This window comes from Bacillus sp. SRB_331 (genome assembly GCF_003264175.1).
In the GTDB taxonomy this organism is placed as follows: Bacteria; Bacillota; Bacilli; order Bacillales; family Bacillaceae_G; genus Bacillus_A; species Bacillus_A mycoides.
In genome coordinates, this window is the sequence record NZ_NADV01000047.1 from 1 (window position 1) to 22,488 (window position 22,488).

22 protein-coding genes are annotated in these 22,488 nt (G+C 35.1%); 4 read left to right on the forward strand and 18 right to left on the reverse strand.

Going from position 1 to position 22,488, the window contains the following annotated elements:
• Positions 1 to 106: 106 nt before the first annotated feature.
• The 8 genes from entD to gabP all read right to left on the reverse strand — a co-directional run bounded on the left by entD (position 107) and on the right by gabP (position 9,118).
• Entirely contained in the window at positions 107 to 1,072 is a 966-nt protein-coding gene (gene entD / locus B5P42_RS27170; protein ID WP_113735691.1) for a cell wall-binding protein EntD, read from the reverse strand.
• Positions 1,073 to 1,420: 348 nt separating this feature from the next.
• A complete protein-coding gene (locus B5P42_RS27175) occupies positions 1,421 to 3,280 on the reverse strand; it encodes a PTS fructose transporter subunit IIABC (protein ID WP_088034660.1) in 1,860 nt (619 codons plus the stop codon).
• Between the two features lie 13 nt (positions 3,281 to 3,293).
• Positions 3,294 to 4,205 carry a 1-phosphofructokinase gene (gene pfkB / locus B5P42_RS27180; RefSeq protein WP_002128626.1) on the reverse strand — a complete coding sequence of 304 codons (912 nt, stop codon included), beginning with the start codon at positions 4,203 to 4,205 and terminating at the stop codon, positions 3,294 to 3,296.
• Positions 4,202 to 4,954 carry a DeoR/GlpR family DNA-binding transcription regulator gene (locus tag B5P42_RS27185; RefSeq protein WP_002128628.1) on the reverse strand — a complete coding sequence of 251 codons (753 nt, stop codon included), beginning with the start codon at positions 4,952 to 4,954 and terminating at the stop codon, positions 4,202 to 4,204. The genes pfkB and B5P42_RS27185 overlap by 4 nt, the downstream gene beginning before the upstream one ends.
• Positions 4,955 to 5,112: 158 nt before the next feature.
• The gene (locus tag B5P42_RS27190; protein WP_113735692.1) at positions 5,113 to 6,276 is read right to left on the reverse strand and encodes an iron-containing alcohol dehydrogenase; all 1,164 of its coding nucleotides are present in this window, start codon (positions 6,274 to 6,276) and stop codon (positions 5,113 to 5,115) included.
• A 116-nt stretch (positions 6,277 to 6,392) separates the two neighbouring features.
• A complete protein-coding gene (locus B5P42_RS27195) occupies positions 6,393 to 6,935 on the reverse strand; it encodes a DUF420 domain-containing protein (protein ID WP_113735693.1) in 543 nt (180 codons plus the stop codon).
• A gap of 316 nt (positions 6,936 to 7,251) precedes the next feature.
• Complete coding sequence (locus tag B5P42_RS27200) at positions 7,252 to 7,590, reverse strand: hypothetical protein (protein ID WP_078175321.1); 339 nt, start codon at positions 7,588 to 7,590, stop codon at positions 7,252 to 7,254.
• Between the two features lie 133 nt (positions 7,591 to 7,723).
• Entirely contained in the window at positions 7,724 to 9,118 is a 1,395-nt protein-coding gene (gene gabP, locus B5P42_RS27205; protein WP_000360102.1) for a GABA permease, read from the reverse strand.
• A gap of 269 nt (positions 9,119 to 9,387) precedes the next feature.
• On the opposite strand from gabP, the gene B5P42_RS27215 reads away from it, so the two are divergent.
• Positions 9,388 to 10,470, forward strand: coding sequence for a chitinase (locus B5P42_RS27215; protein ID WP_113735694.1), 1,083 nt, complete (start codon positions 9,388 to 9,390; stop codon positions 10,468 to 10,470).
• 54 nt (positions 10,471 to 10,524) lie between these two features.
• Here the strand turns inward: B5P42_RS27215 and B5P42_RS27220 are convergent, their stop codons facing one another.
• Both B5P42_RS27220 and B5P42_RS27225 read right to left on the reverse strand, forming a co-directional pair.
• On the reverse strand, positions 10,525 to 11,736 hold the full coding sequence (locus B5P42_RS27220; RefSeq protein ID WP_113735695.1) for a M20 metallopeptidase family protein: 1,212 nt from the start codon (positions 11,734 to 11,736) through the stop codon (positions 10,525 to 10,527).
• Between the two features lie 124 nt (positions 11,737 to 11,860).
• Positions 11,861 to 12,754 (reverse strand): metallophosphoesterase, encoded by an 894-nt coding sequence (locus B5P42_RS27225; RefSeq protein WP_113735696.1) that lies wholly within the window; start codon positions 12,752 to 12,754, stop codon positions 11,861 to 11,863.
• Positions 12,755 to 12,950: 196 nt separating this feature from the next.
• Here B5P42_RS27225 and B5P42_RS27230 point away from each other — a divergent pair, with 196 nt between their 5' ends.
• Positions 12,951 to 13,766 carry a formate/nitrite transporter family protein gene (locus B5P42_RS27230; protein WP_113735697.1) on the forward strand — a complete coding sequence of 272 codons (816 nt, stop codon included), beginning with the start codon at positions 12,951 to 12,953 and terminating at the stop codon, positions 13,764 to 13,766.
• A 141-nt stretch (positions 13,767 to 13,907) separates the two neighbouring features.
• Positions 13,908 to 14,180 (forward strand): HU family DNA-binding protein, encoded by a 273-nt coding sequence (locus B5P42_RS27235; protein WP_002033657.1) that lies wholly within the window; start codon positions 13,908 to 13,910, stop codon positions 14,178 to 14,180.
• 19 nt (positions 14,181 to 14,199) lie between these two features.
• Here the strand turns inward: B5P42_RS27235 and B5P42_RS27240 are convergent, their stop codons facing one another.
• The 6 genes from B5P42_RS27240 to B5P42_RS27265 form a co-directional block, all read right to left on the reverse strand.
• Entirely contained in the window at positions 14,200 to 14,679 is a 480-nt protein-coding gene (locus tag B5P42_RS27240) for a GNAT family N-acetyltransferase (RefSeq protein WP_113735698.1), read from the reverse strand.
• A gap of 214 nt (positions 14,680 to 14,893) precedes the next feature.
• The gene (locus B5P42_RS27245; RefSeq protein WP_113735699.1) at positions 14,894 to 17,314 is read right to left on the reverse strand and encodes a heavy metal translocating P-type ATPase; all 2,421 of its coding nucleotides are present in this window, start codon (positions 17,312 to 17,314) and stop codon (positions 14,894 to 14,896) included.
• 94 nt (positions 17,315 to 17,408) lie between these two features.
• Entirely contained in the window at positions 17,409 to 17,615 is a 207-nt protein-coding gene (gene copZ / locus B5P42_RS27250; protein WP_002033654.1) for a copper chaperone CopZ, read from the reverse strand.
• Between the two features lie 195 nt (positions 17,616 to 17,810).
• Positions 17,811 to 18,113 (reverse strand): metal-sensing transcriptional repressor, encoded by a 303-nt coding sequence (locus tag B5P42_RS27255; RefSeq protein WP_002014668.1) that lies wholly within the window; start codon positions 18,111 to 18,113, stop codon positions 17,811 to 17,813.
• Between the two features lie 292 nt (positions 18,114 to 18,405).
• The gene (locus tag B5P42_RS27260) at positions 18,406 to 18,633 is read right to left on the reverse strand and encodes a hypothetical protein (protein WP_002190443.1); all 228 of its coding nucleotides are present in this window, start codon (positions 18,631 to 18,633) and stop codon (positions 18,406 to 18,408) included.
• 308 nt (positions 18,634 to 18,941) lie between these two features.
• On the reverse strand, positions 18,942 to 20,012 hold the full coding sequence (locus B5P42_RS27265) for a helix-turn-helix transcriptional regulator (protein ID WP_113735700.1): 1,071 nt from the start codon (positions 20,010 to 20,012) through the stop codon (positions 18,942 to 18,944).
• 87 nt (positions 20,013 to 20,099) lie between these two features.
• On the opposite strand from B5P42_RS27265, the gene B5P42_RS27270 reads away from it, so the two are divergent.
• Complete coding sequence (locus tag B5P42_RS27270; RefSeq protein WP_044439841.1) at positions 20,100 to 20,789, forward strand: class I SAM-dependent methyltransferase; 690 nt, start codon at positions 20,100 to 20,102, stop codon at positions 20,787 to 20,789.
• A gap of 37 nt (positions 20,790 to 20,826) precedes the next feature.
• Here B5P42_RS27270 and B5P42_RS27275 read toward each other — a convergent pair whose 3' ends face one another.
• Together B5P42_RS27275 and B5P42_RS27280 are read right to left on the reverse strand one after the other, a co-directional pair.
• Positions 20,827 to 21,645 (reverse strand): alpha/beta hydrolase, encoded by an 819-nt coding sequence (locus B5P42_RS27275; protein ID WP_060752168.1) that lies wholly within the window; start codon positions 21,643 to 21,645, stop codon positions 20,827 to 20,829.
• Positions 21,646 to 21,661: 16 nt separating this feature from the next.
• Positions 21,662 to 22,483 (reverse strand): ABC transporter ATP-binding protein, encoded by an 822-nt coding sequence (locus B5P42_RS27280; protein WP_113735701.1) that lies wholly within the window; start codon positions 22,481 to 22,483, stop codon positions 21,662 to 21,664.
• Between the last annotated feature and the right edge of the window lie 5 nt (positions 22,484 to 22,488).

A 22,488-nucleotide genomic window follows, 5' to 3' on the forward strand; every position in this document is an offset into this window, starting at 1 on the left:
ATCGGAACCACCTTTTAAGTGCTTGATTTTTCAGGGCTTTTTTATTAAACTGTCCATTTTATAGGGTACAGTTCATTTTCAAGCAGCCGTTTTTTATTTTAATAAATTATTTTATAACTTTCACTTTAACGGATTTACGACCCCAACTATCAGCAGTGCTATCTGAACCAACTAAAACATCAATACGGTTTCCTTTAATCGCGCCACCAGTATCTCCAGCAATTGCTTCTCCATATCCTTCCACCCACACTTTTGATCCGAGAGGAATTACTTTCGGATCAACAGCAATAACTTTCATATTTGGATTCGCTGTTAAATCATGCCCCATCGCAGTTAACACACGACCACCATATGTGCCATTTTCACTCGGGTGAGCTGTGTAAGCTGTCGCTTCTACTGTTATTTCACGACCAGCAGGTTCACTTGTTTCAGTAGATTTCGCCACTGGCTTAGTTGCCGGCTTCGCTTGCGCTACTGGTTTACTTGATGCTCCACTTTTAACTGATTCTTTTCCGTTAACTGCCGTATCATTTTTAGCCGGCACTTTCACCTTAACTGATGTATCATTTTTAACCGCCGTTTTCACCTTAGTTGGCGCTTCATCTTGAGCTGGAACTTCTTTTCTTTCAATAACAGGTGCTGTACCTGTTAAAAATGGTATGTGAACATACGCCGCTTTCCCGCCATATTCGAATTGTAACCATTCGTTTTGTACTTGATTTGTCGTTTCAATCAAGTCATCTTTTTTAAGCGTGCCAAGAATTTCTGAATCAGTATTCGCTCCAGCACGAATGTTTAATACGTTTGCTGTTACATAATAAGAACTTTTCGTAAACTCAGCACTTACAAAAGCTTCTTTACCATCTAATTTAATTTTGGACCATCCGTTTTCTGTATTTATAACATCTAATTTATTTCCACTTAACATTTTACCTACAAGTTTTGATTCTACAGTTGGGTTTTCTCTAACGTTTAATACATCTGTTGTTACAATCGTTTCCGCTTTAGCAGAACCTGCAAAAATCCCAAGACCAAAAACTGCTGCTGTTGCTATACCTAATAATTTTTTCATGAATAGCCTCCATTTGCTTTGTTTTCGTGTTCTCATTATAGCAACAGTTTTTTGTAGAATTTCGAAAATCACACAATTACAAAGCATTCGTAATAAACGATTAATGATTTGTAACATAAATTTCCATATTAAAGAATTGTATTTCTACCAAAATTAGCAATAGTTTTCATATATTTCTCACAAATTAGTATAAGAATTTTTTTCCAGAAAAAATTACAGTATTACTTTTTTGTTACAAAAAAATCACTTTTCATTACATCTTTTACCAAAATCCATCATAATCCAATTATTAAATTACTTTTTGTAACGAAAAAGGAACAACTCCTATTAGCTGTCCCTTTTTATCGTTTATTTAACTTTCTTCTTCCAAACACCTATCATAATAGCTGAAACAATCGTTCCAATTAATATAGAAACAATATATAGCAACGGTTTATTCACTAATGCGATAACAAACAATCCACCATGCGGTGCCGGCAATGTAATTTGGAATAACATAGATAAGGCACCCGCGATACTTGAACCAACAACACAACTTACTATTACTCGAACCGGATCGGCAGCTGCAAATGGAATCGCACCTTCTGTAATAAACGATGCTCCCATAATATAATTTGTTAAACCAGATTTACGTTCTGCTTCTGTAAATTTTGTTTTAAAGAATGTGGTTGCGAATGCAATCGCAAGTGGCGGTACCATACCACCAGCCATAACTGCTGAGTGCACTCCAAAATTCTGTGCTTCTATTGCAGCAATACCAAATGTAAATGCCGCTTTATTAATTGGACCACCCATATCAATTGCCATCATACCGCCCAAAATAAGACCTAATAATATAGCATTCGTACCGTTCAAACCATTTAACCATCCTGTTAACATTTCATTTAATGCTACTACAGGCGGATTTACTACTTTTTGCATAACAACTCCTGTAATCAACAATCCAAAGACTGGATATAACAAAACAGGTTTAATTCCTTCTAACTGTACTGGTAATCCTGAAAATAATCTTTTCAATCCTAAAACAACATATCCAGCTAAGAAACCAGCAATTAATCCACCTAAAAATCCCGCATTCGCTTGTGCTGCTAAAAACCCACCTACAACACCAGGCATAAAACCAGGACGATCAGCAATAGAACTCGCAATAAATCCAGCTAAGATTGGTACAAGGAATAAAAACGCACCTGTTTTTCCTCCCCCAATAGACATGAACAATTCAGCTAAAGGACCTTCCGCTTTTATACCACCAAACGAAAACGCTAGCGCTATTAAAATCCCGCCACCAACAACGAATGGAAGCATATTACTTACACCGCTCATTAAATGCTTATAAATTCCTAGCCCTTTTTCTTTCTCTACATGTTCTGCCTTCCCATTCTCTTTGACACCTTTAAAGATTGGCGCATCTTGTTTTACAGCTCGATTAAGAAGGAATTCAGTTTTTCTAATACCATCAGCTACTGGCACTTGAATGACATACTTCCCCGCGAAACGGTTCATTTCTACCTGTTTATCTGCCGCAACGATAATCGCTGTTGCGCGTTCAATATCCTCTTTCGTTAAACCGTTCTTTACACCTGTTGATCCATTCGTTTCAACTTTAATCGCAATCCCTAACTCTGCCGCTTTTGCTTTTAAACTATCCGCAGCCATATATGTGTGAGCGATACCAGTCGGACAAGCTGTAACAGCTAATACGTATGGCTCATTCCCTTCCGGCTTTGCTACTTCAACTTCTTCGTCTTCTTTTTCATTCTCTTTTTCATCAAATAAACGGAGAAGCTCATCCTCATCCTTTGCTTCTAATAATTGCTTGCGGAACCCTTCATCCATCAATAACGTAGAGAGACGAGATAACGTTTCTAAATGAGTATTATTCGCCCCTTCACTCGCAGCAATCATAAAAAACAGATGTGCAGGCTGTCCATCAAGCGACTCATAGTTGATACCGCTTACACTTCTACCAAAACAAATCGATGGTTGTTTAACGGCATTCGTCTTCGCATGAGGTATAGCAATACCTTCACCAATTCCAGTTGTACTTTGTGACTCCCGCTTTAGAATAGCTTCTTTAAATTCAGCTTTACTATTTAAACGATTAGCACCATTTAATTTCTCAACTAATTCATCTATGACAGCTTCTTTATTTGAAGCTGTCAAATTCATAATGACTGTATCCCTTTTTAATAGTTCTGTAATTTTCATATGTTGCTTCCCCCTATCGCTTAGTTACAATTACTTGCGACAATAATTCTTCTACTTTTTCTTTTTCACATAAATCAGCTGAAAATGCTGTTGCACTCCCTGTTGCAACGCCATATTGAAATGCCTTTTCAATATCTTTTGTCTGTTCATATTTACCTACAAATCCTGCAACGAGAGAATCTCCGGCCCCAACCGAATTAATTACAACACCTTTTGGAACAGTTGCTTCATATATACCTTGTGCCGTAAATAATAAAGCCCCATCTCCAGCCATTGATACGATAACATGCTCTACACCTTGTTCAACTAATTTTCTTCCAAACGGTAAAACATCTTCTACTGTTGAAATCTCTACTCCGAATAACTCACCAAGTTCATGATGATTAGGCTTTATTAAAAATGGTTTATTTTTAATTACATGTTGCAGCGCACTTCCACTTGCATCGACTACTACGCGAATACCTTTCTCAGCTCCGAGCGCTGCGATTGATTCATAAAAAGTAGTTGAGATAGACGCCGGTACACTTCCAGCTAGTACAACACAATCTCCCTGCCTCATACTTTCGATTTGTTTCATTAATTGTTCAAATTGTTCATTTGTCACATTAGGACCTTGCCCATTTAATTCTGTCTCTTCTTGCCCTTTTATTTTCACATTAATTCGGGAATCACCGTCTACTTGGACGAAGTTTGTTGTTACACCTTCCGCCTGTAATACATCTTTAATAAATCGACCGGTAAATCCACCAGTAAATCCAAGCGCTACATTTTCAACACCTAAACGATGAAGAACACGAGAAACGTTAATGCCTTTCCCTCCAGGAAATTTCATATCTTTCTCTGCTCGATTTACTGCGCCTAAATCGAAGGAATTAACTTGTACTACATAATCAATAGATGGGTTTAAAGTAACTGTATAGATCATTGTTTATCAGCCTCAATTACATTGGTTTGTCTTTTATATTTTTCTAAATCAATTTCTAAATGGTTTGTAATAATATTCGCTTCTTCAACATTGGCAATTTTCGCAAATGCAACTTCTGAGAACTTACTTTCATCAATTAAGAAATATCCTTCGTTCGCAAATGTTAATGCCATTTGTTTTAAAAGTGCCTCTTCTGGATCTGGAGTTGTAAAACCAAGCTGTTCATGTACACCATTTGCTCCTAAGAAACATTTATCAAAACGGTACTTTTGCATGCTTTCCTGTGCCATAGCACCAATTAAAGCTTTCGTCCTACTTTTCATCATCCCGCCTAGTAAATATGCACGAATATTATTTTCAACTAAAGCTTCAATATGCATAAGTCCATTCGTAACGACAGTAACATCTTTATTTATTAAAAATGGAATCATTTCAAATGTTGTACTTCCTGCATCTAAATAAACGCAATCCCCTTGTTCAACAATACTAGCCGCATACTTGGCAATTTGTTGTTTTATTTGAATGTTTTTGGATGATTTTTCAATCATCGTTGGCTCCTGTCCTTTTCCTGTTAAAACAGAGGCACCACCATGAACTCTTTTTAATAACCTTTGTTTTTCTAATTGTGCTAAATCACGACGAATTGTCGATTCAGAGCTTTCTGTTCTTTCAACTAATTGCTGCAATTTAACAACTTTTTGTTCTTTTACAAGTTGCAATATCATTTGATGACGTTCAGGAGTTAACATTTTCTTCACCTCTTCTTTGATTACAGTATAATGAAAACGATCACAAAAATCAACCATAAACATTCACAAATAACCAAAACCAGTCACAAACAGTTATAGACAACAAAAAAGAAACCCATTTGATTGTTATATCAAATGGGTTTCTTTTTTCGATTCACTTATAAAGAAGCTTTATATATACTTAAAACATCGTCTTTATTTAATTTTTTAAAGTTACCGAATTCACCATAAGCCATCGCTTTATCCGCCATTAAGTCAATTTCACTTTCTCTAATAGCGTAATCAGCTAATGTTACTGGAGCTTCAATTGAAGTCCAAAATTGACGTAACGCCTCAATTCCCTCTAATGCAACCTCTTTATCTGTCTTCCCATCTGTTTCTACATCGAATACACGAATAGCGAACTGTTTAAAGCGACTCACATTTTCATCTATAACATGCTTCATCCAATTTGGGAATAGAATCGCGAGTCCGCCCCCATGCGGTATGTCATGAACAGCAGAAACTGCATGCTCAATATTATGAGTTGCCCAATCTCCTTTTACTCCCATCGCTAAAATGCCGTTTAACGCCATAGTACCGCAATATAAAATTGTTTCCCTATGCTCATAATTTTCTAGATCACTTAAAAGCTTAGGAGCTGTTTCAATTACTGTTCTTAAAACAGATTCACAATAACGATCTTGTAATTCTGTATTCATGCCGTGATGGAAATATTGCTCTAATACGTGCGACATAATATCGACCATACCATAAATCGTTTGATCTCTCGGCACAGACGAAGTATGTAGTGGATCTAAAATTGAAAACTGAGGGAATGTAACTGGACTGCCCCAGCCGTACTTTTCATTCGTTTCCCAGTTTGTAATTACAGATCCTGCATTCATTTCAGAACCTGTTGCCGCAAGAGTGAGTACAGTACCGAACAGTAACGCCTCGCTAGCAAATGATTTTTTCGTTACAATATCCCATACATCTCCATCATATTTACTACCAGCAGCAATCGCCTTCGTACAGTCGATTACACTTCCTCCGCCAACCGCTAAAATAAATTCGACTCCATTGTCTTTACAAATTTGAATCCCTTTCTTTACTGTTGATAAACGCGGATTCGGTTCAACTCCTGTCAACTCAAATACTTCCGCATTTATATCCTTTAAAATAGAAATTACATTATCATAAATACCGTTTCTTTTAATACTGCCCCCTCCATATACGAGAAGGACCTTTTTACCGAACTGTGGAATTTCAGTTTTTAACTGCTCTAATTGTCCTTTACCAAAAATAAGTTTTGTTGGATTACGAAATACAAAATTTTGCATATACCTTTACCATCCCTTCCATATGAAAAGCAACTATACTTTTGTATACCACACTTTTTTAATTTCACAAACAAATTTGCTTAACAAAAAAATCCCAGCCTTTAGGCTGAGATTTTTTATTGATAATAAGGTGAGATCATTAAGTAAACAATAACCCCAGATAAGCTTACATATAACCAAATCGGCATCGTCCAACGTACAATTTTACGGTGACGTGTTAATTGATTCGTAAAACCAAATACAAGTGCGAACAATGCAAGGGGTACAATAATCGCCGCAAGGATAATATGTGTAATTAAAATGATGAAATACACATATTTAATGAATCCTTCTCCACCGAAATGTGTTGCCGGTGCCAAGTAATGGTACGATAAATATGACACACAAAATAATAAAGTCGTTGTAAATGCTGCAAGAATAAAACCACGGTGCATCTTTACATTCTTTTTAATAATAGAGAATAAAGCTGCTAATAAAAATACAAACGTAAAACTATTAAAAATTGCGTTTAACATTGGTAAGATAGTTACATCAAAATGTACTTCCCCTTCATAGCCAACAGGTCCAAAGAACAAAAACAAAATAATCGTATTTACAATTACAGAAAGCGTTATCACAATAGGAGCATAGCTTTTCTGATTCGTTGATTGATCCACCAAATTGGTCACTCCTCTTCTTTCAAATATGTATAATTAACCTCACTATTTTAACATATTATTCACGGTGTAAATGTGACAATAGTTTGACACAGTAAGACAGGGCAAAGAAAAAACCCTTCTTAACAATACTTCTTAAGAAGGATTTTATCGCTTTATTATTCAAATAGCAATGCGATTAGTTTTTGTTAAAAAACGTACTGCTATACGCTTGATATATTTCAGACACTTGATATCCCATTAATGAAATTGCTGTTAATGAAAAGAAACCAATCATAAGAAATCGAAACCACATATAAATCTCCTCCTTGTATTTAGCTTAAAAAGCAGTCGCTATATTACAAGTTGAGTGGCACTCTTCATCGTCACTTTCCTTTTTCTTTACAATTGCTGTTATAAATCGAATCATAAAGAAAATCACAAAAGGAAATTGTTCGTAATTTACCTTGGCATAGTTTGGCAACGGCTCGCGCTGCACATCGAACGGAGATGAGAAGGAATAGAACATACCTTGCTCTTCCATATATACAATTACAATTTTCATACAAAACATTATTCCTAGAAATGAAACAATATCTTGCCATTCTGTCGTATATAAAAAGTTATACAGCTCTAATACGTACTCTTCCATCGTCATCCCCCCTTCCTTTTTTACCATTTTGCTCGCCTTCATATAAAAAGTCAAGAAAAAAGTTTATATTCACTATGACAATAGTAATTACTTGTTTCTATGATTATATATGATTCTTTTATAGCAATGATTGGGTGTAACTCTCTTCTAAAACAAGAAATTAGAATCGAACAGATTCCTCATTCTTACTTTTAGGATTCAACAATGTACTATTTTTATTTCTATTAAAAATAAAATAAGAAATTATTATAAGAACAGTAACAAGCATTGTTAAAAGCGCTTGTGAACGTAAAGATTCAATTGCGAGCATGGCAACTAAAACTGCTATAATCGCAGCAATTGTAACATATGTTACATATGGAAAAAGCCACATTTTCACTTTCAAATTTTGTTGTTCCGCTTTCCCCATTTTTTTACGTATCTTGAAATGTGAAACTGCTATAACGAGATAAACGAGTAACGCAATCCCGCCAGATGCATTCACTAAAAATAAAAATACTTTATCTGGAGATATGTAACTAAAAACAACTCCAATGTAAGCAAAGAAAGTTCCAAATAAAACCGCCCGAACTGGAACACCACTACTATTCAATTTCAAAAATGCCTTTGGCGCATCTCCTCTTTCTGCCATTGAAAAAAGCATTCTTGAGTTCGTATATAAACCCGAATTTAAACAAGAAAGTACAGCTGTTAAAACGATAAAATTCATAATTTGCGCTGCCGCTGGTATCCCTATATGTTCCAGTACCGCCACAAATGGGCTTTTTAGTATGTTCGCCGAATTCCACGGAAGGAGTGTAACAACTACAGCGATCGATCCAATGAAAAATACGAGAATACGCCAAATTACACTATTTGTTGCTGTTTTGACTGCCTTTACAGGTTCGGCAGACTCTCCAGCGGCCACTGCAACAATCTCAGATCCCATAAATGAAAATATAACGACGGTGATTCCAAGTAACACCGAACTTATACCATTTGGCATAAATCCTCCTTGACCTACCAAATTCGAAGTGCCAGGTGCTTCCGTTCCTGGTACAAATCCTAAAATAACAGCTAGTCCAAGACAAAGGAACAAAACAATACTTATTACTTTAATAAATGAAAACCAATATTCAAATTCTCCAAATGATTTCACCGAGAAAACATTCGTCAACGTTAATAAAATCGTTAATATTAAGCTTAATAACCAGAGTGGGATTTCTGGAATCCAGTATTGAATAATACCAGCACCTGCTGTAGCTTCTATTGCAATAACAATTACCCAGAAAAACCAATATAGCCACCCAATTGTATAACCTGCCCATGGACCAATTGCCTCTCTTGCATATGTTGCAAATGAACCACTTGTCGGATTAATAGCTGCCATTTCTCCTAGCATTCTCATAACGAAAATAACTAGAAGTCCTGCTAATGCATATGAAACGATAGAACCTGGACCTGCTGAATGCACAACCGCACCACTTCCAACAAACAAACCAGCTCCTATTACGCCACCAATGGAAATCATTGTAATGTGGCGTATTTTGAGGTCTTTCTTAAGATTTTTATCCAACTCTTGTACATCCCCTTCCAAACTTAATTTTGAAATTTATGTAAGAGTATTATGTGAAAAATCTTATCCTATACTTTAAAATATATCAAAATATTCTGAATTTAACAATCGTAATTCTACCTCCTTCAAAAATTATTTCATTAGGTTTAATAATTTCCCATACACAATTGTTGAGAAAATTATAGTCACCTTACAAAAGAATGAATTTTCAGATATCATTAAATAAACAAGATTATACATCTAGACAACTTTTGTATAGGAGTGTTGATATGTTAAACAAGTTTAAATTCATTTGTTGTACTTTAGTAATTTTCTTACTGCTACCGCTAGCTCCCTTTCAAGCACAAGCAGCAAACAATTTAGGGTCAAAATTAATCGTTGGATATTGGCATAACTTTGATAACGGTACTGGCATTATTAAATTAAAAGATGTTTCACCAAAATGGGATGTAATAAATGTATCTTTCGGTGAAACTGGTGGTGATCGTTCCACTCTTGAATTTTCCCCTGTGTATGGTACAGATGCAGAATTCAAATCTGATATTTCCTATTTAAAAAGTAAAGGAAAAAAAGTAGTTCTTTCAATAGGTGGACAAAATGGGGTCGTTTTACTTCCTGACAATGCTGCTAAACAACGTTTTATTAATTCCATACAATCTCTAATCGATAAATACGGTTTTGATGGAATAGATATTGACCTTGAATCAGGTATTTACTTAAACGGTAATGACACTAATTTTAAAAACCCAACAACTCCTCAAATCGTGAATCTTATCTCAGCAATTCGAACGATTTCAGACCATTACGGTCCAGATTTCCTATTAAGCATGGCTCCTGAAACAGCTTATGTTCAAGGCGGCTATAGCGCATATGGAAGCATCTGGGGTGCATATTTACCGATTATTTACGGAGTGAAAGACAAACTAACATACATTCACGTTCAACACTACAACGCTGGTAGCGGGATTGGAATGGACGGTAATAACTACAATCAAGGTACTGCAGACTACGAAGTCGCTATGGCAGATATGCTCTTACATGGTTTTCCTGTAGGTGGTAATGCAAATAACATTTTCCCGCCTCTTCGTTCGGATCAAGTCATGATTGGACTTCCTGCAGCACCAGCGGCCGCTCCAAGTGGCGGATATATTTCTCCAACTGAAATGAAAAAAGCTTTAGATTATATCATTAAAGGAATTCCTTTCGGAGGAAAGTATAAACTTTCAAATCAGAGTGGCTATCCTGCATTCCGTGGCCTAATGTCTTGGTCTATTAATTGGGATGCAAAAAACAACTTTGAATTCTCTAATAACTATAGAACATATTTTGATAGTCTTTCCTTGCAAAAATAATAAAAAACAACAATAGGTTTTATATGACCTATTGTTGTTTTTTATTTATGTAAATTACTTTTTCACTTCTACATGATGAAGAAATTCTTTTCCATCTCTTGAATAACTATTCACAAGACTTAAAAGCAACTTCCCACCAACCAACATCGCACGTTCATCAAAATCGAATTGAGGATGATGGTGTGGATATGTTGCCCCTATTTCTTCATTACCGGCACCTGTGAAGAAAAATGCTCCTGGAACATGTTCTAAGTAATATGCAAAATCTTCTCCGCCCATAATAGGTGGTACTCCCATGACCCTTTCTTTGCCAAAATCGTGTTCCGCAACCGTCATAAAATGACGTGTTTCAGCTACATGATTTATTAATATTGGATAGCCTCGTTTATATTGAATATTAACTTCAGCATGAAGGGACTGACAAATCCCCTCAACAACTCGTCTAAATTCCTTCTCCATATATTCTCTCACTTCAGGATCTAACGTTCGAATGGTTCCTGTAAACGTAGCAGTATCCGCAATAATATTATCGGCTTGCCCGGCATGGAATGTACCAACTGTTAAAACTGCTGATTGAAGTGGATCGACTTTTCTACTCACTAAAAGTTGCAACTGATTAATAACTTGTGTTGCAACGATAATAGCATCTACAGTATGATGTGGCATACCGCCGTGACCACCTCGCCCTTGAATCTTCACTTCAAAAGTATCAGCTGCCGCCATCATTGCTCCAGCTTTCGTTCCAACAATTCCTAAAGGCATCTGAGAAGATAAATGTGTACCAAAAACAACATCTACTCCTTCTAAACAACCATCCTCAATCATGGCAATTGCTCCGCCAGGCTCTTTCTCTTCTGCATGTTGATGAATAAGGACTATTTTTCCTGAAAGTTGGTCTCTGTTATCACTTAATATTTTTGCAACTCCTAAAAGTGTTGCTGTATGTCCATCATGGCCACAAGCGTGCATTACACCAGGAACCTTTGATTTATATGAAACTTTCTTTTCATCTTGAATAGGTAGTGCATCAAAATCAGCACGTAGCGCCATCGTCTTCCCAGGTATTCCACCTTCAATTACGCCGATTACCCCTCTTCCCCCGACATCTGTTTTCACATCAATATGAAAACTTTTTAAAATTTCAGCTATTTTTTTCAGTGTTTCTATTTCTTGAAACGATAGCTCTGGGTATTGATGAAAATCTCTTCGCCACGAAACCATTTGATTATATAAACTTTCCAATTCTTTATGCCATGTTTCTATCATAGAAATTCCCCTTTCTTTTTAACAGTTTAAATAAAAAATACATAATATTCTGTATTTAATCAATAAAAAAAGAGAACTTTCTTTAAAAGTACTCTTAATTCTTCAAAATATTAAACGTTCTACTTCAGTCACTACTTTGCTTCAATACAAATAGTGAAAGTTCCGGTACACTCAAAAATCTAACAGGCATTCGGGTTGTCCCAATACCACGATTTACGTATAAATGTAACAGCTTACTCTTCCCTTCTAATTCATACATACCTTCAACATGACTCTCAGCTAGTTTTGTAGTAATTAAAGGACCTACAAAAGGAATTTGAACTTGTCCTCCGTGACTATGTCCTGACATTTGAAAATCGACTGGATAACGAGATACTTTATCTACAACATCCGGCTCATGTATTAATAGCATATTGAAATCTTGTTGTCTTAAGTTTTTTAAAGTCGAGTCTATTTGTGGCTTCCCTAATAAAAAATCATCCAAACCTGATATTGTAATATACTTGCCGTTTTCCCCTTTAATTTTCTGCACTTCATTTACTAACACAGAAAAACCAGCTTCCTCCATATACTTTTTGTAAAATAAACTACCGCCCCCACCTCTATCATGATTCCCAAACACAGCATATTTTCCTAGGGGAGCTTTAATTTTCTTCAAAATAACCTTTGCTTCTTCTCTTTCCGCACTATAGGATCCAAACTTATCTATTAAATCTCCTGTAAAAACTACTATATCTGGATGTAATTCATTCATCTTCTCCACCAAATTTTCTAGTTGTTTCAATGTAAAATCTGGTCCTAAATGTAAATCTGAGAACTGCAATATTTTTTTATTATTAAACTCTTTAGGAATTGTAGGAGCTTCTATTTCATTCCACGTAACTGTTACTAGTCTTCTTTCTATTTCAGTCGCATAGAAATACAAACTTACTGGTATCATTAATATACTTATGAAACTAATAATAAATATCTTTACGATTGATTTTTTTCGTTCTTTTTTTACATGATGCGTATTCATGTTTTCACCTCTAAAATCACTTTAAATCCTTATTGTTACATTAATGTGACAACATGAACAATGTTCGTTATATCCAATTTCAGCCCCACTCACTTTGACAAATTTATACAGAAATCATATCATATTTTTATCATACATAGATTCTTTAAAATGTTTCTTCTATTCATTCCATCATTCTATTAAGGAGAGGTTATTCATGTCTGTATTTACACCAGAAGAAATTACGGAACTTGCTGCTAATTCTGGAAGAAAAAAAGCTCATTTATCATTGCTCCCTATGCTAATTCTCGGTTTTTTTGGTGGTGCTTTCATAGCATTAGGATATTTACTTGATATCCATGTTATCGGAACAATGCCAAAATCTTGGGGATCATTTACTAGCTTTTTAGGTGCTGCCGTATTCCCTATCGGTCTTATACTCGTTATCCTTGCAGGCGGTGAATTAGTAACTGGCAACATGATGACCGTTTCAATGGCATGGCTTCACAAAAAAATCGACTTATTTCACTTCATACGAAATTTAGTTATTGTTACGTTTAGCAACTTCATAGGTGCTATATTCGTCGCTTATTTTTTTGGTCATATCGTCGGCTTAACGGAGGGAGCTTTTTTAGCAAAAACAGTTACTATTGCACAAACTAAACTACAAGATACACCACTGCAAGCCTTCATTTCTGCAATCGGGTGTAATTGGCTCGTTTGTTTAGCTGTTTGGCTCAGTATGGGAAGTAAAGAATTTATCGGAAAGATTGTCGGTATTTGGTTCCCTGTTATGACTTTTGTTGCGATTGGATTTCAACACGTTGTAGCCAATATGTTTGTCATCCCAGCTGCAATTTTTTCTGGTCATTTAACTTGGGTTGAATATTTTCCAAACTTCATTTTTGTTTTCTTCGGAAACTTAGTAGGGGGTATGTTATTTGTAGCATTACCTTATTTCATATCTTATAATAAGAAACTACCTTCCAATAAAGAGCAAACTGCATTAAAGAAAAAATCTGTATCCGCTTAAATTGAATGTCTATAAATTGGTCCTAAAAAATATTACAAATTTCATTTTTTTTGCGAATATATGTACGTACACTTGTTCTCGAATGTTTTATACGTTATAATAACAACTTAAATAGCATTATTTACATATGAGGTGAAAAACATGAATAAGACAGAATTAATTAAAAACGTAGCACAAAACGCTGAGATTTCTCAAAAAGAAGCTACTGTAGTTTTACAAACTGTAGTAGAATCAATCACTAACTCTTTAGCTGCTGGCGAAAAAGTACAACTTATCGGATTCGGTACATTCGAAGTTCGTGAAAGAGCTGCTCGTACAGGCCGTAACCCACAAACGGGTGAAGAAATGCAAATCGCAGCTTCTAAAGTACCTGCTTTTAAAGCTGGTAAAGAACTAAAAGAAGCTGTAAAATAATGAAAAATAGCCTTCTCATTTATGAGAAGGCTATTTTTTTCATGACATAATTAATAAAAATCTGACCATTACGCTGCTTATTTTGTTCCTTTATGCAAATAAAACCTTTGCTTTCAAAGAAAGGTTTTGCTGTAATACTCGCCTCTGTATATATATCCCTATGCTGCAAGTTCACTGCTTCTTTTTCTAACTTCTGTAGTATGTATGATGCTATCCTTTTTCCTTGATAATCTTTATGCGTAAATAAGCGATCTACGTAATGATCATCATTATAATCCCCAAATCCCACTATCACACCTTTATAATCAGCAACGTAACAAATATTCTTTTCTAAAGACTGTAGCCCTCTCTCTCTATCTAGTCGCTCTGGGGCCCACGCCTGTAGCTGTAACTCGTTATAATCTTTTGCATTCACCGTATGAACCGTTTCATAGAACAATTGTAATACTTGCTCTAAATCCTCCTTCTGGAATGTTCTAATTTTAATATCTTTAAACATATGTAAAACTCCTTATCAAACTAACTCTTTTATTTCGGTTATCCGGATAATTATTTCGTGTTTATTTTCGAAGCAGTTTCTTCCAATATGATTCTACTTCTGCTCTTTCTATATTATATCGACTTTTCCTTCTAAACGAACAATAAACAATACTTATACAAAGTATTGTTTATTGTAAAAAAGCATATTAAATTCGCTTTATAGCTGAAAGTGTTTAAGATTTCAATTTAACTCTTTGTAATCTTAATGCATTTAATACGACTGATACAGAGCTAAATGCCATTGCTGCACCTGCAACCCAAGGTGCTAAGAAACCGAGCGCCGCAATTGGAATTCCTAGGCCGTTATAAGCTAACGCCCAGAATAGATTTTGCTTAATATTTCTAATCGTCATTTTACTCATAAAAATTGCATCAGCAATACTATTTAAATCACCACGGATTAACGTAATATCTGCCGCTTCCATCGCTACATCCGTTCCGGTTCCAATTGCCATACCGATATCCGCCGTAGCCAGTGCAGGAGCATCATTTATTCCATCTCCAACCATTGCTACTTTCTTACCTTGCGCTTGCAGTTTTTTCACTTCTTCTGCTTTTCCTTCTGGTAATACTTCTGCAATTACGTGATCAATACCAACTTGCTTAGCGATTGCCTGAGCAGTTTGTGTATTATCTCCTGTAATCATAACAACGTCTAGACCCATTTTCTTAAGTCTTGCGATAGCTGCTTTTGAAGTATCTTTTACAGTATCCGCAACAGCCACTATACCAGCATATTCTTTATTAATCGCAATAAGCATTGCTGTTTTTCCTTCTCGTTCTAGCGCTTCCATCGATTTAGAAACTTCTTCAATATCAATATTAAACTTCTTCATTAATCGGCGTGTACCAATTAATAATTGTTTTCCTTCTACAACTGATTCGATGCCGAATCCCGGAATCGCTTCAAATGTTTCTGAACTTGGGATAACAATTTTCTTTTCTTTAATTCCTTCTACAATCGCTTCTGCAAGTGGGTGTTCAGAATTTTTTTCTGCCGCACCTACTAAACGTAGTATTTCTTCTTCATGGAATCCATCTGCTACAATTACATCTGTTAACACCGGCTTCCCATTTGTCACAGTACCTGTTTTATCTAGAATAACTGTATCTAATCGGTGGGTTGCTTCTAAATGCTCCCCGCCTTTAAATAAAATGCCATACTCAGCCGATCTTCCTGATCCAGCCATAATAGATGTAGGTGTCGCAAGACCTAATGCACACGGACAAGCGATAACAAGTACTGCTATCATTTTCTCAAGTGCTCCGCCAAAATCACCAGGTGTAACAAATAGCATCCACACTGCAAATGTGATAATAGCAATTACAACTACAACTGGTACGAAAATACCAGAAATTTGATCAGCTACCCTTTGAATAGGAGCTTTTGAACCTTGAGCCTCTTCTACTACTTTAATAATTTGAGCTAATGCAGTATCTCTTCCTACCTTAGTTGCTTTAACTTTTAAAAATCCATTTTTATTCATTGTAGAGCCAATTACTCCATCCCCAATTGTTTTATCAACTGGAATACTCTCGCCTGTTAACATCGATTCATCTATCGCTGATTTTCCTTCTACAATTTCTCCATCTACTGGGATTTTTTCACCAGGTTTAACATAGACAACATCACCAGCTACCACTTCTTCGATTAAAATTTTCATCTCTGTTCCATCTCGCACAACTGTGGCAGTTTTCGCTTGTAGTCCCATCAACTTTTTAATAGCTTTTGATGAACGCCCTTTTGCTCTCGCCTCAAATAATTTACCTAAAATAATTAAAGTAATAAGTACCGCACTCGTTTCAAAATATAAATCTGTCATATGTTCTGAAGAACCAATCGACCTAATACTTAAATAAACACTATAGAAATAAGCTGCTGACGTTCCAAGTGCCACAAGAACATCCATGTTTGCACTTTTATTGCGTAGCGCTTTATAAGCACCAATATAAAACTGGCCTCCAATGATAAACTGAACCGGAGTTGCAAGAGCTAGCTGCACCCAAGGGTTCATAAGCACATCAGGTAAATAAATAAACGATGTAAATGAGAAGTGGCTCACCATTGCCCACAATAACGGGAATGATAAAATAAACGAAATAATAAATTTCTTCTTTTGTCGTTCAATTTCTTGTAAGCGATGATCTGTTGATCCATCTTGCTCATCTGATTTCACTTCTAATTTATATCCTAACTTTGTAATCGCACTCTTCATTTCATTTACACTGATTTCATCAGGATTAAAGTCTACCGTTGCTGACTCTAAAGCGAAATTTACTGTCGCTCCGTTCACACCTTCTAACTTATTTAAACGCTTTTCTACTCTATTCGCACATGCTGCGCATGTCATCCCTGAAACAGTAAACTCAGCTTTATCACTTACAATTCCATATCCTAGCGACTCAACTTTTTCCTTAAATTGTTGTGGATTTGTTTTATGGGGATCATACATTATTTTTGTTTTTTCAAGTGCAAAATTTACATTTGCATCATGAACACCTTCTACTTTTTTCAGGCCTTTTTCAATTCTATTTGCACAGGCTGCACATGTCATGCCTGATATTTGGAGATTGGCCTCTTTTTGTTCATCCATGTCTCTCACCTCTATATACCCTTATAAGGTATAATTTTTAGCAAAATAAATCGTACTCCATATAAAGTACGATTTATTTCTATATTAAAAATTATTATTGAATTTCATAGCCTTGATCTTCAATTACAGCAACGATATCTTTTAACGTTACAACTGATGAGTCGATAGTAACTTCAACAGTTCCTTCTGCTAATTGAACTTTTACTTGTTCAACGCCGTTTAGTTCTTTCACATTACTTTCAATAGAATTTACACAATGCCCACAAGACATACCCTCAACTTTTAATGTTAACTGTTCCATTTAAAATCCTCCTCTTGTTTATTCATTGTTTATTAATCACAACTACATCTTACCATACCCCCCTAAGGTAATCAATGGTTTTGTATCATGATTTTTATTTTTTTCTAAAATCTTTATTTTTTTGCTCTAATTATGAATTTATATATCTTCTCCTATATAAACAAAAGCCAAGCTAGTCAAATACTAGCTTGGCTTTTATGCTTTTGAAAAACGTTCAAATACTGTCATTAATTCTTCAATTGCTTCGTCACCATTACCATTTTTAATAGCTCCTGAAACACAATGACTCGTATGATTTTTTAAGACACCCATTCCTACTTTTTTCATCGCTGCATTAATCGCAGAAATTTGAACTAAAATATCCACGCAATAACGATCATTTTCAATCATATTTTGAATACCACGGACTTGGCCTTCAATTCTCTTTAATCTATTTATAATTTGTTCTTTTTCTTTTTCTGATCTATGTGTTACTGATTCATGGTCCTTATGATCCATATTATCACCTTCTTAAAGTTTCTCTTCATCCAATAAAACAATTGCTTTTATGAGTATACCAATTATATCATCAAATATCTATGTAGGATACCCCATATGAGTATATTTTCGCTTTATGATTATTCTTAACACATCATTAGCTTCTCAGTCTCAATTAATATGATACCCTTTCTTTTTTTCAAAAAAACAATAATAAGCAGGGATTGTCCATCCCCGCTTATTATTCATCCACAAATATAAAAGTCTCAATTTTCACACGTGTAAATTGAGACTTTTTTCTTCCTATATATAATTATTGCTGATCACATACTTTTGTATCATTCACTACTGAAGTTCCTTCAACGGTTACCGTATGAAAACAGTCATTTACACGAACTGTCACAACATTATCTTGCCGATCAATGATATGATAGTCATTAAAATTTTTATTCAGAGCACTGCGAATTTGTTCTCCTTCATAAATTGGAATACCATGTGATAAAACCCAAATAAGCCCAGCGATAGCAAGAATAGTTTTCATACGATCTACCTCCTTGAGAATATAGTGAACTTTTAATCCATGCTTTTTCAGCTCTATTAATCATGAATGGAATGAATCAAGCCTTTTTGGAAATAAGTTCATTTCGTCTATTTTATGTTTATGCTAATTGTGACCGAATTGTGACAACTTTTTGTCTATTTAGACGAAAAGTTGAAACAAAACTTTCAAAAAGGACAATTCTACTTATAAAAAAAGGTTATGGAATGTTTCATCCATAACCTTTTTTCAGCCCTATTCTACAACTCATCCACCGTACTTCATGTGATTTTTGTAGAGTTATTTTATTTTTATTCATCGACATCAAAACAAAATCTTGAAAAAACTTCCCACACGAGTTCATTTCTACTACTTACCCCAGTCTTTTCAAAAATGGATTTTAAATGATCTTGTACCGTGTATATAGATATACAAAGTTCATGGGCTAATTCCTTTGTCGACATACCTGTAAGAATTTTACGTATTACTTGCTTCTCACGTGTTGTAAAACTATACACTTCCGTAATAAGCGGAAAGATTTCTTCCGGTCTTGCTCTTTCGAATAGAACAACATAACCACCCTGAAAACTACTTGTACGTTCTAACTTACTGGCCCGAATGATTAAAAAATGTCCATAGGCTAAAGGTATACAAACTTTTTCTTCTCTATTCATACAACCTACATTATATTCGTTAGCCTTTACTTTCGAACAAACCGCACGTATTGGCCTTGGTATTTCTTTTATATTTAACTGTTCATACTTTCTAAGATTTGAGAGCCAATCGCTGCCATCTTGATTCCAATATAATAAATTAAAATCCTCACTTAATATAATCGTGCCTGTCCCTATTACCTTCTCTTCTGAAAAAGGTTTAGGAAATGCCTTTTTTAAAGCCTCTCCAGCAATTGGAACTATCGTTGCCAAATACTTACAATCATCTATATGAAAAGCGGGACTTGTACTCCCTCGAAATAAACTAAGATGCCCAAAACAGTTCCCCTTACTCATACAAACGCCCCTTAATTCATCTCCAAAACTTGCTGGTTTTAAAATATTTCGGTATCTAGAGCTTTTCTTTTGTTCACCATTTGTCACCATACTAAGAGAAGCAACATGAGGATAGTGTTCTGATAAATATTTAAATTTATTAAAATCATCTTCTAGAAATTCATTCATAAACAATTGTGGATGAATCTTTTCAACACTTTCATCCGTAAATGCCCCATTAGATAAAAAAGAAATTGGGTCTATAGCTGTAAAACAAGCGGCGTCAAAATCAATGACTTTACGTATTAAGTGGAGAAATGACTCTTGAAATGTCCTTATAGAACTTATACGATTCGCTACCATTGTAATTTCTTTCGTTATTTTTTCATACATCCTCTTCCCCCCAGATTTACGGGATTGTTTCCCTTCATAATTTCATTCCATAATAAACCTATAATACACATACTTAGGAGGTTAAAAATGAATTGGAATGATACTACCGTAAATTCATATGAACAAAGAATTCCATGTAAAATCCCAGGCTACTACAACCTATATGAAATGATGAATCATTTCTTGTTTACTACACTCCCTAAAGAAAATATGAATCCAAATTTACTAGTTATAGGTGCTGGTGGTGGACAAGAAATTCTCTCAATAGGCAAACAAAATAGCAACTTATCTTTTACAGGTGTTGATCCATCTGAAAGCATGCTACAGCTAGCTAAAAAAAGAATTGAAAGCGAAGGCATACAAAATCAAATTCACTTTGTACATGGAACTGTCCATTCATTATTAACCAATCCATTATTTGACGCTGCTACTTGTATGCTTGTTCTTCATTTCATCCCAACTATTAAGGAGAAAAAAGAGCTTCTTAATGAAATTAGTAGTCGCTTAAAACCTGGTGCTCCATTCTTTCTCTCTACAATAAATGGTGTACCCCATACAAGTATGTTTTCTGCACAATTGAATGCTTGGCGCAACCACATGATGCAAAATCAAATTCCATTAGAAGATTGGAACCGATTTGAAAATTCTTTTGAAACAGAAATATTTCCTATTTCTGAAACAAATCTACTAACTATCATGAAGGAATGTGGCTTTATTCACATCACTCGCTTTTTCAGTAGCTTTTTAATTGATGGATACGTTGCCTTTAAACAATAATGAAAAAAGGTAAGCAATTGCTTACCTTTTCCCTCTTCTATAGGTGACTAATAAACCTTAACCCTTTACTTAAAGAAGTCGGCACAACTGACGCATGATTTTCCCCTTCAGCTTCATAAAACGTAAATCTAAACTGATCGTGTTTTACTTGGAGAAGGCGCTCTGACAATTCGTTTGCCCCTACAACCATATGCTCTCGTTCTAGTGCCCCAACTGTAAGGAACACTCCCGTTTCAAACTTGGCACTATTTAATTCACTTATAAGATTCTCTTCTTTTTCAAGCACAGATTGGTTATTCCACCAAATAGATGGACTACTTATAAAATAATTTTGAAAGGCATTTACGTTTGTAAATAGTATATGTAAAGCAAATAAACCACCTAGCGAATGCCCAAATAACGTTTGTTTTCCTTTATCAATCTCAAAATCATTTTCGATTTGAGGCTTCAGTTCTTCTTCTATAAAAGTAAAGAAGTTATGTGCTCCTCCTGTTTTAGGCCACGGTTTGCCATCCGGTTTTAAAGGCGCATCTTTTGAAATTACGCTAGGCGTAAAATCATAACATCTTTCTTCACCTGAAAATGCCCCTTCAATACGATAACCAATACCTACTATAATGGCTGGTGAAACACCTGTTTTCTCTGCTCTAACTGATTGTATTTTAACCGCTTCATGGAATGTTTGAAAAAAGGCATTGCCATCTAATACGTATATAACAGGATATCCTGACTCTGGTGCTGGCTGCCTCGGCTTTGAAATATGAATTTGATATTCTTTACCTTCTAATTTTGAATACATTTTCCACTGTTCTGTATTAAATGTAATAACCTGCTGTTTTTCAATAGTAGTATTCATCTTATATCCCCCCTTCTTAACTCGTTACATATATTTCTACTTTCTCTTCTTGAGATACAACGCTATCGTAACCGAAACAAACAGGAGACCCATTATACGGATCAATCATGACACGTGCATCAATATGAAATACTTCTTTTAACACTTCATTTGTAATTATTTCTTCTGGGCTACCAGTTGTAACGATTTCCCCTTCCTTCATTGCAATAATTCCATCTGAAAACCTTGCTGCATGGTTAATATCATGTAATACCATAACGACCGTACAATTATGTTCTTTATTTAACTTCTCCACAATTTGTAATACATCTAATTGATGAGACATATCAAGATATGTAGTTGGCTCATCTAATAGCAACACTTCTGTCTCTTGTGCTAAAGCCATCGCTAGCCATACCTTCTGTCGTTGACCACCTGATAAATTTGCAATTTGTCTCGTTCGAAATTCAGAAGTTTTCGTTATTTCTAATGCCCAATCAATCATTTCTTTATCTTTTGAAGTTAACTTATTTACGTTATTTCGATGTGGATAGCGTCCATAAGAAATTAACTCTTCTACTTTAAGCTCTCCTGGTGCAATTGGAGTTTGTGGAAGTAAAGCTAACTGCTTCGCAATTTCTTTCGTTGGAATTGTATTTAAATCCTGTCCTTGCAAATATACTTTACCGCTCTTTTGCTTTAAAATTCTTCCCATTGTTTTTAACAATGTCGATTTCCCGCACCCGTTTGGTCCTATAATTGTCGTTACTTTTCCTTCTTGTATTTCCACATTTAAATCGCGAAACACTGTAAGCTTTTCATAACTCGTTTCTAAATTTTTTGCACTTAAAATACTCACTTTTA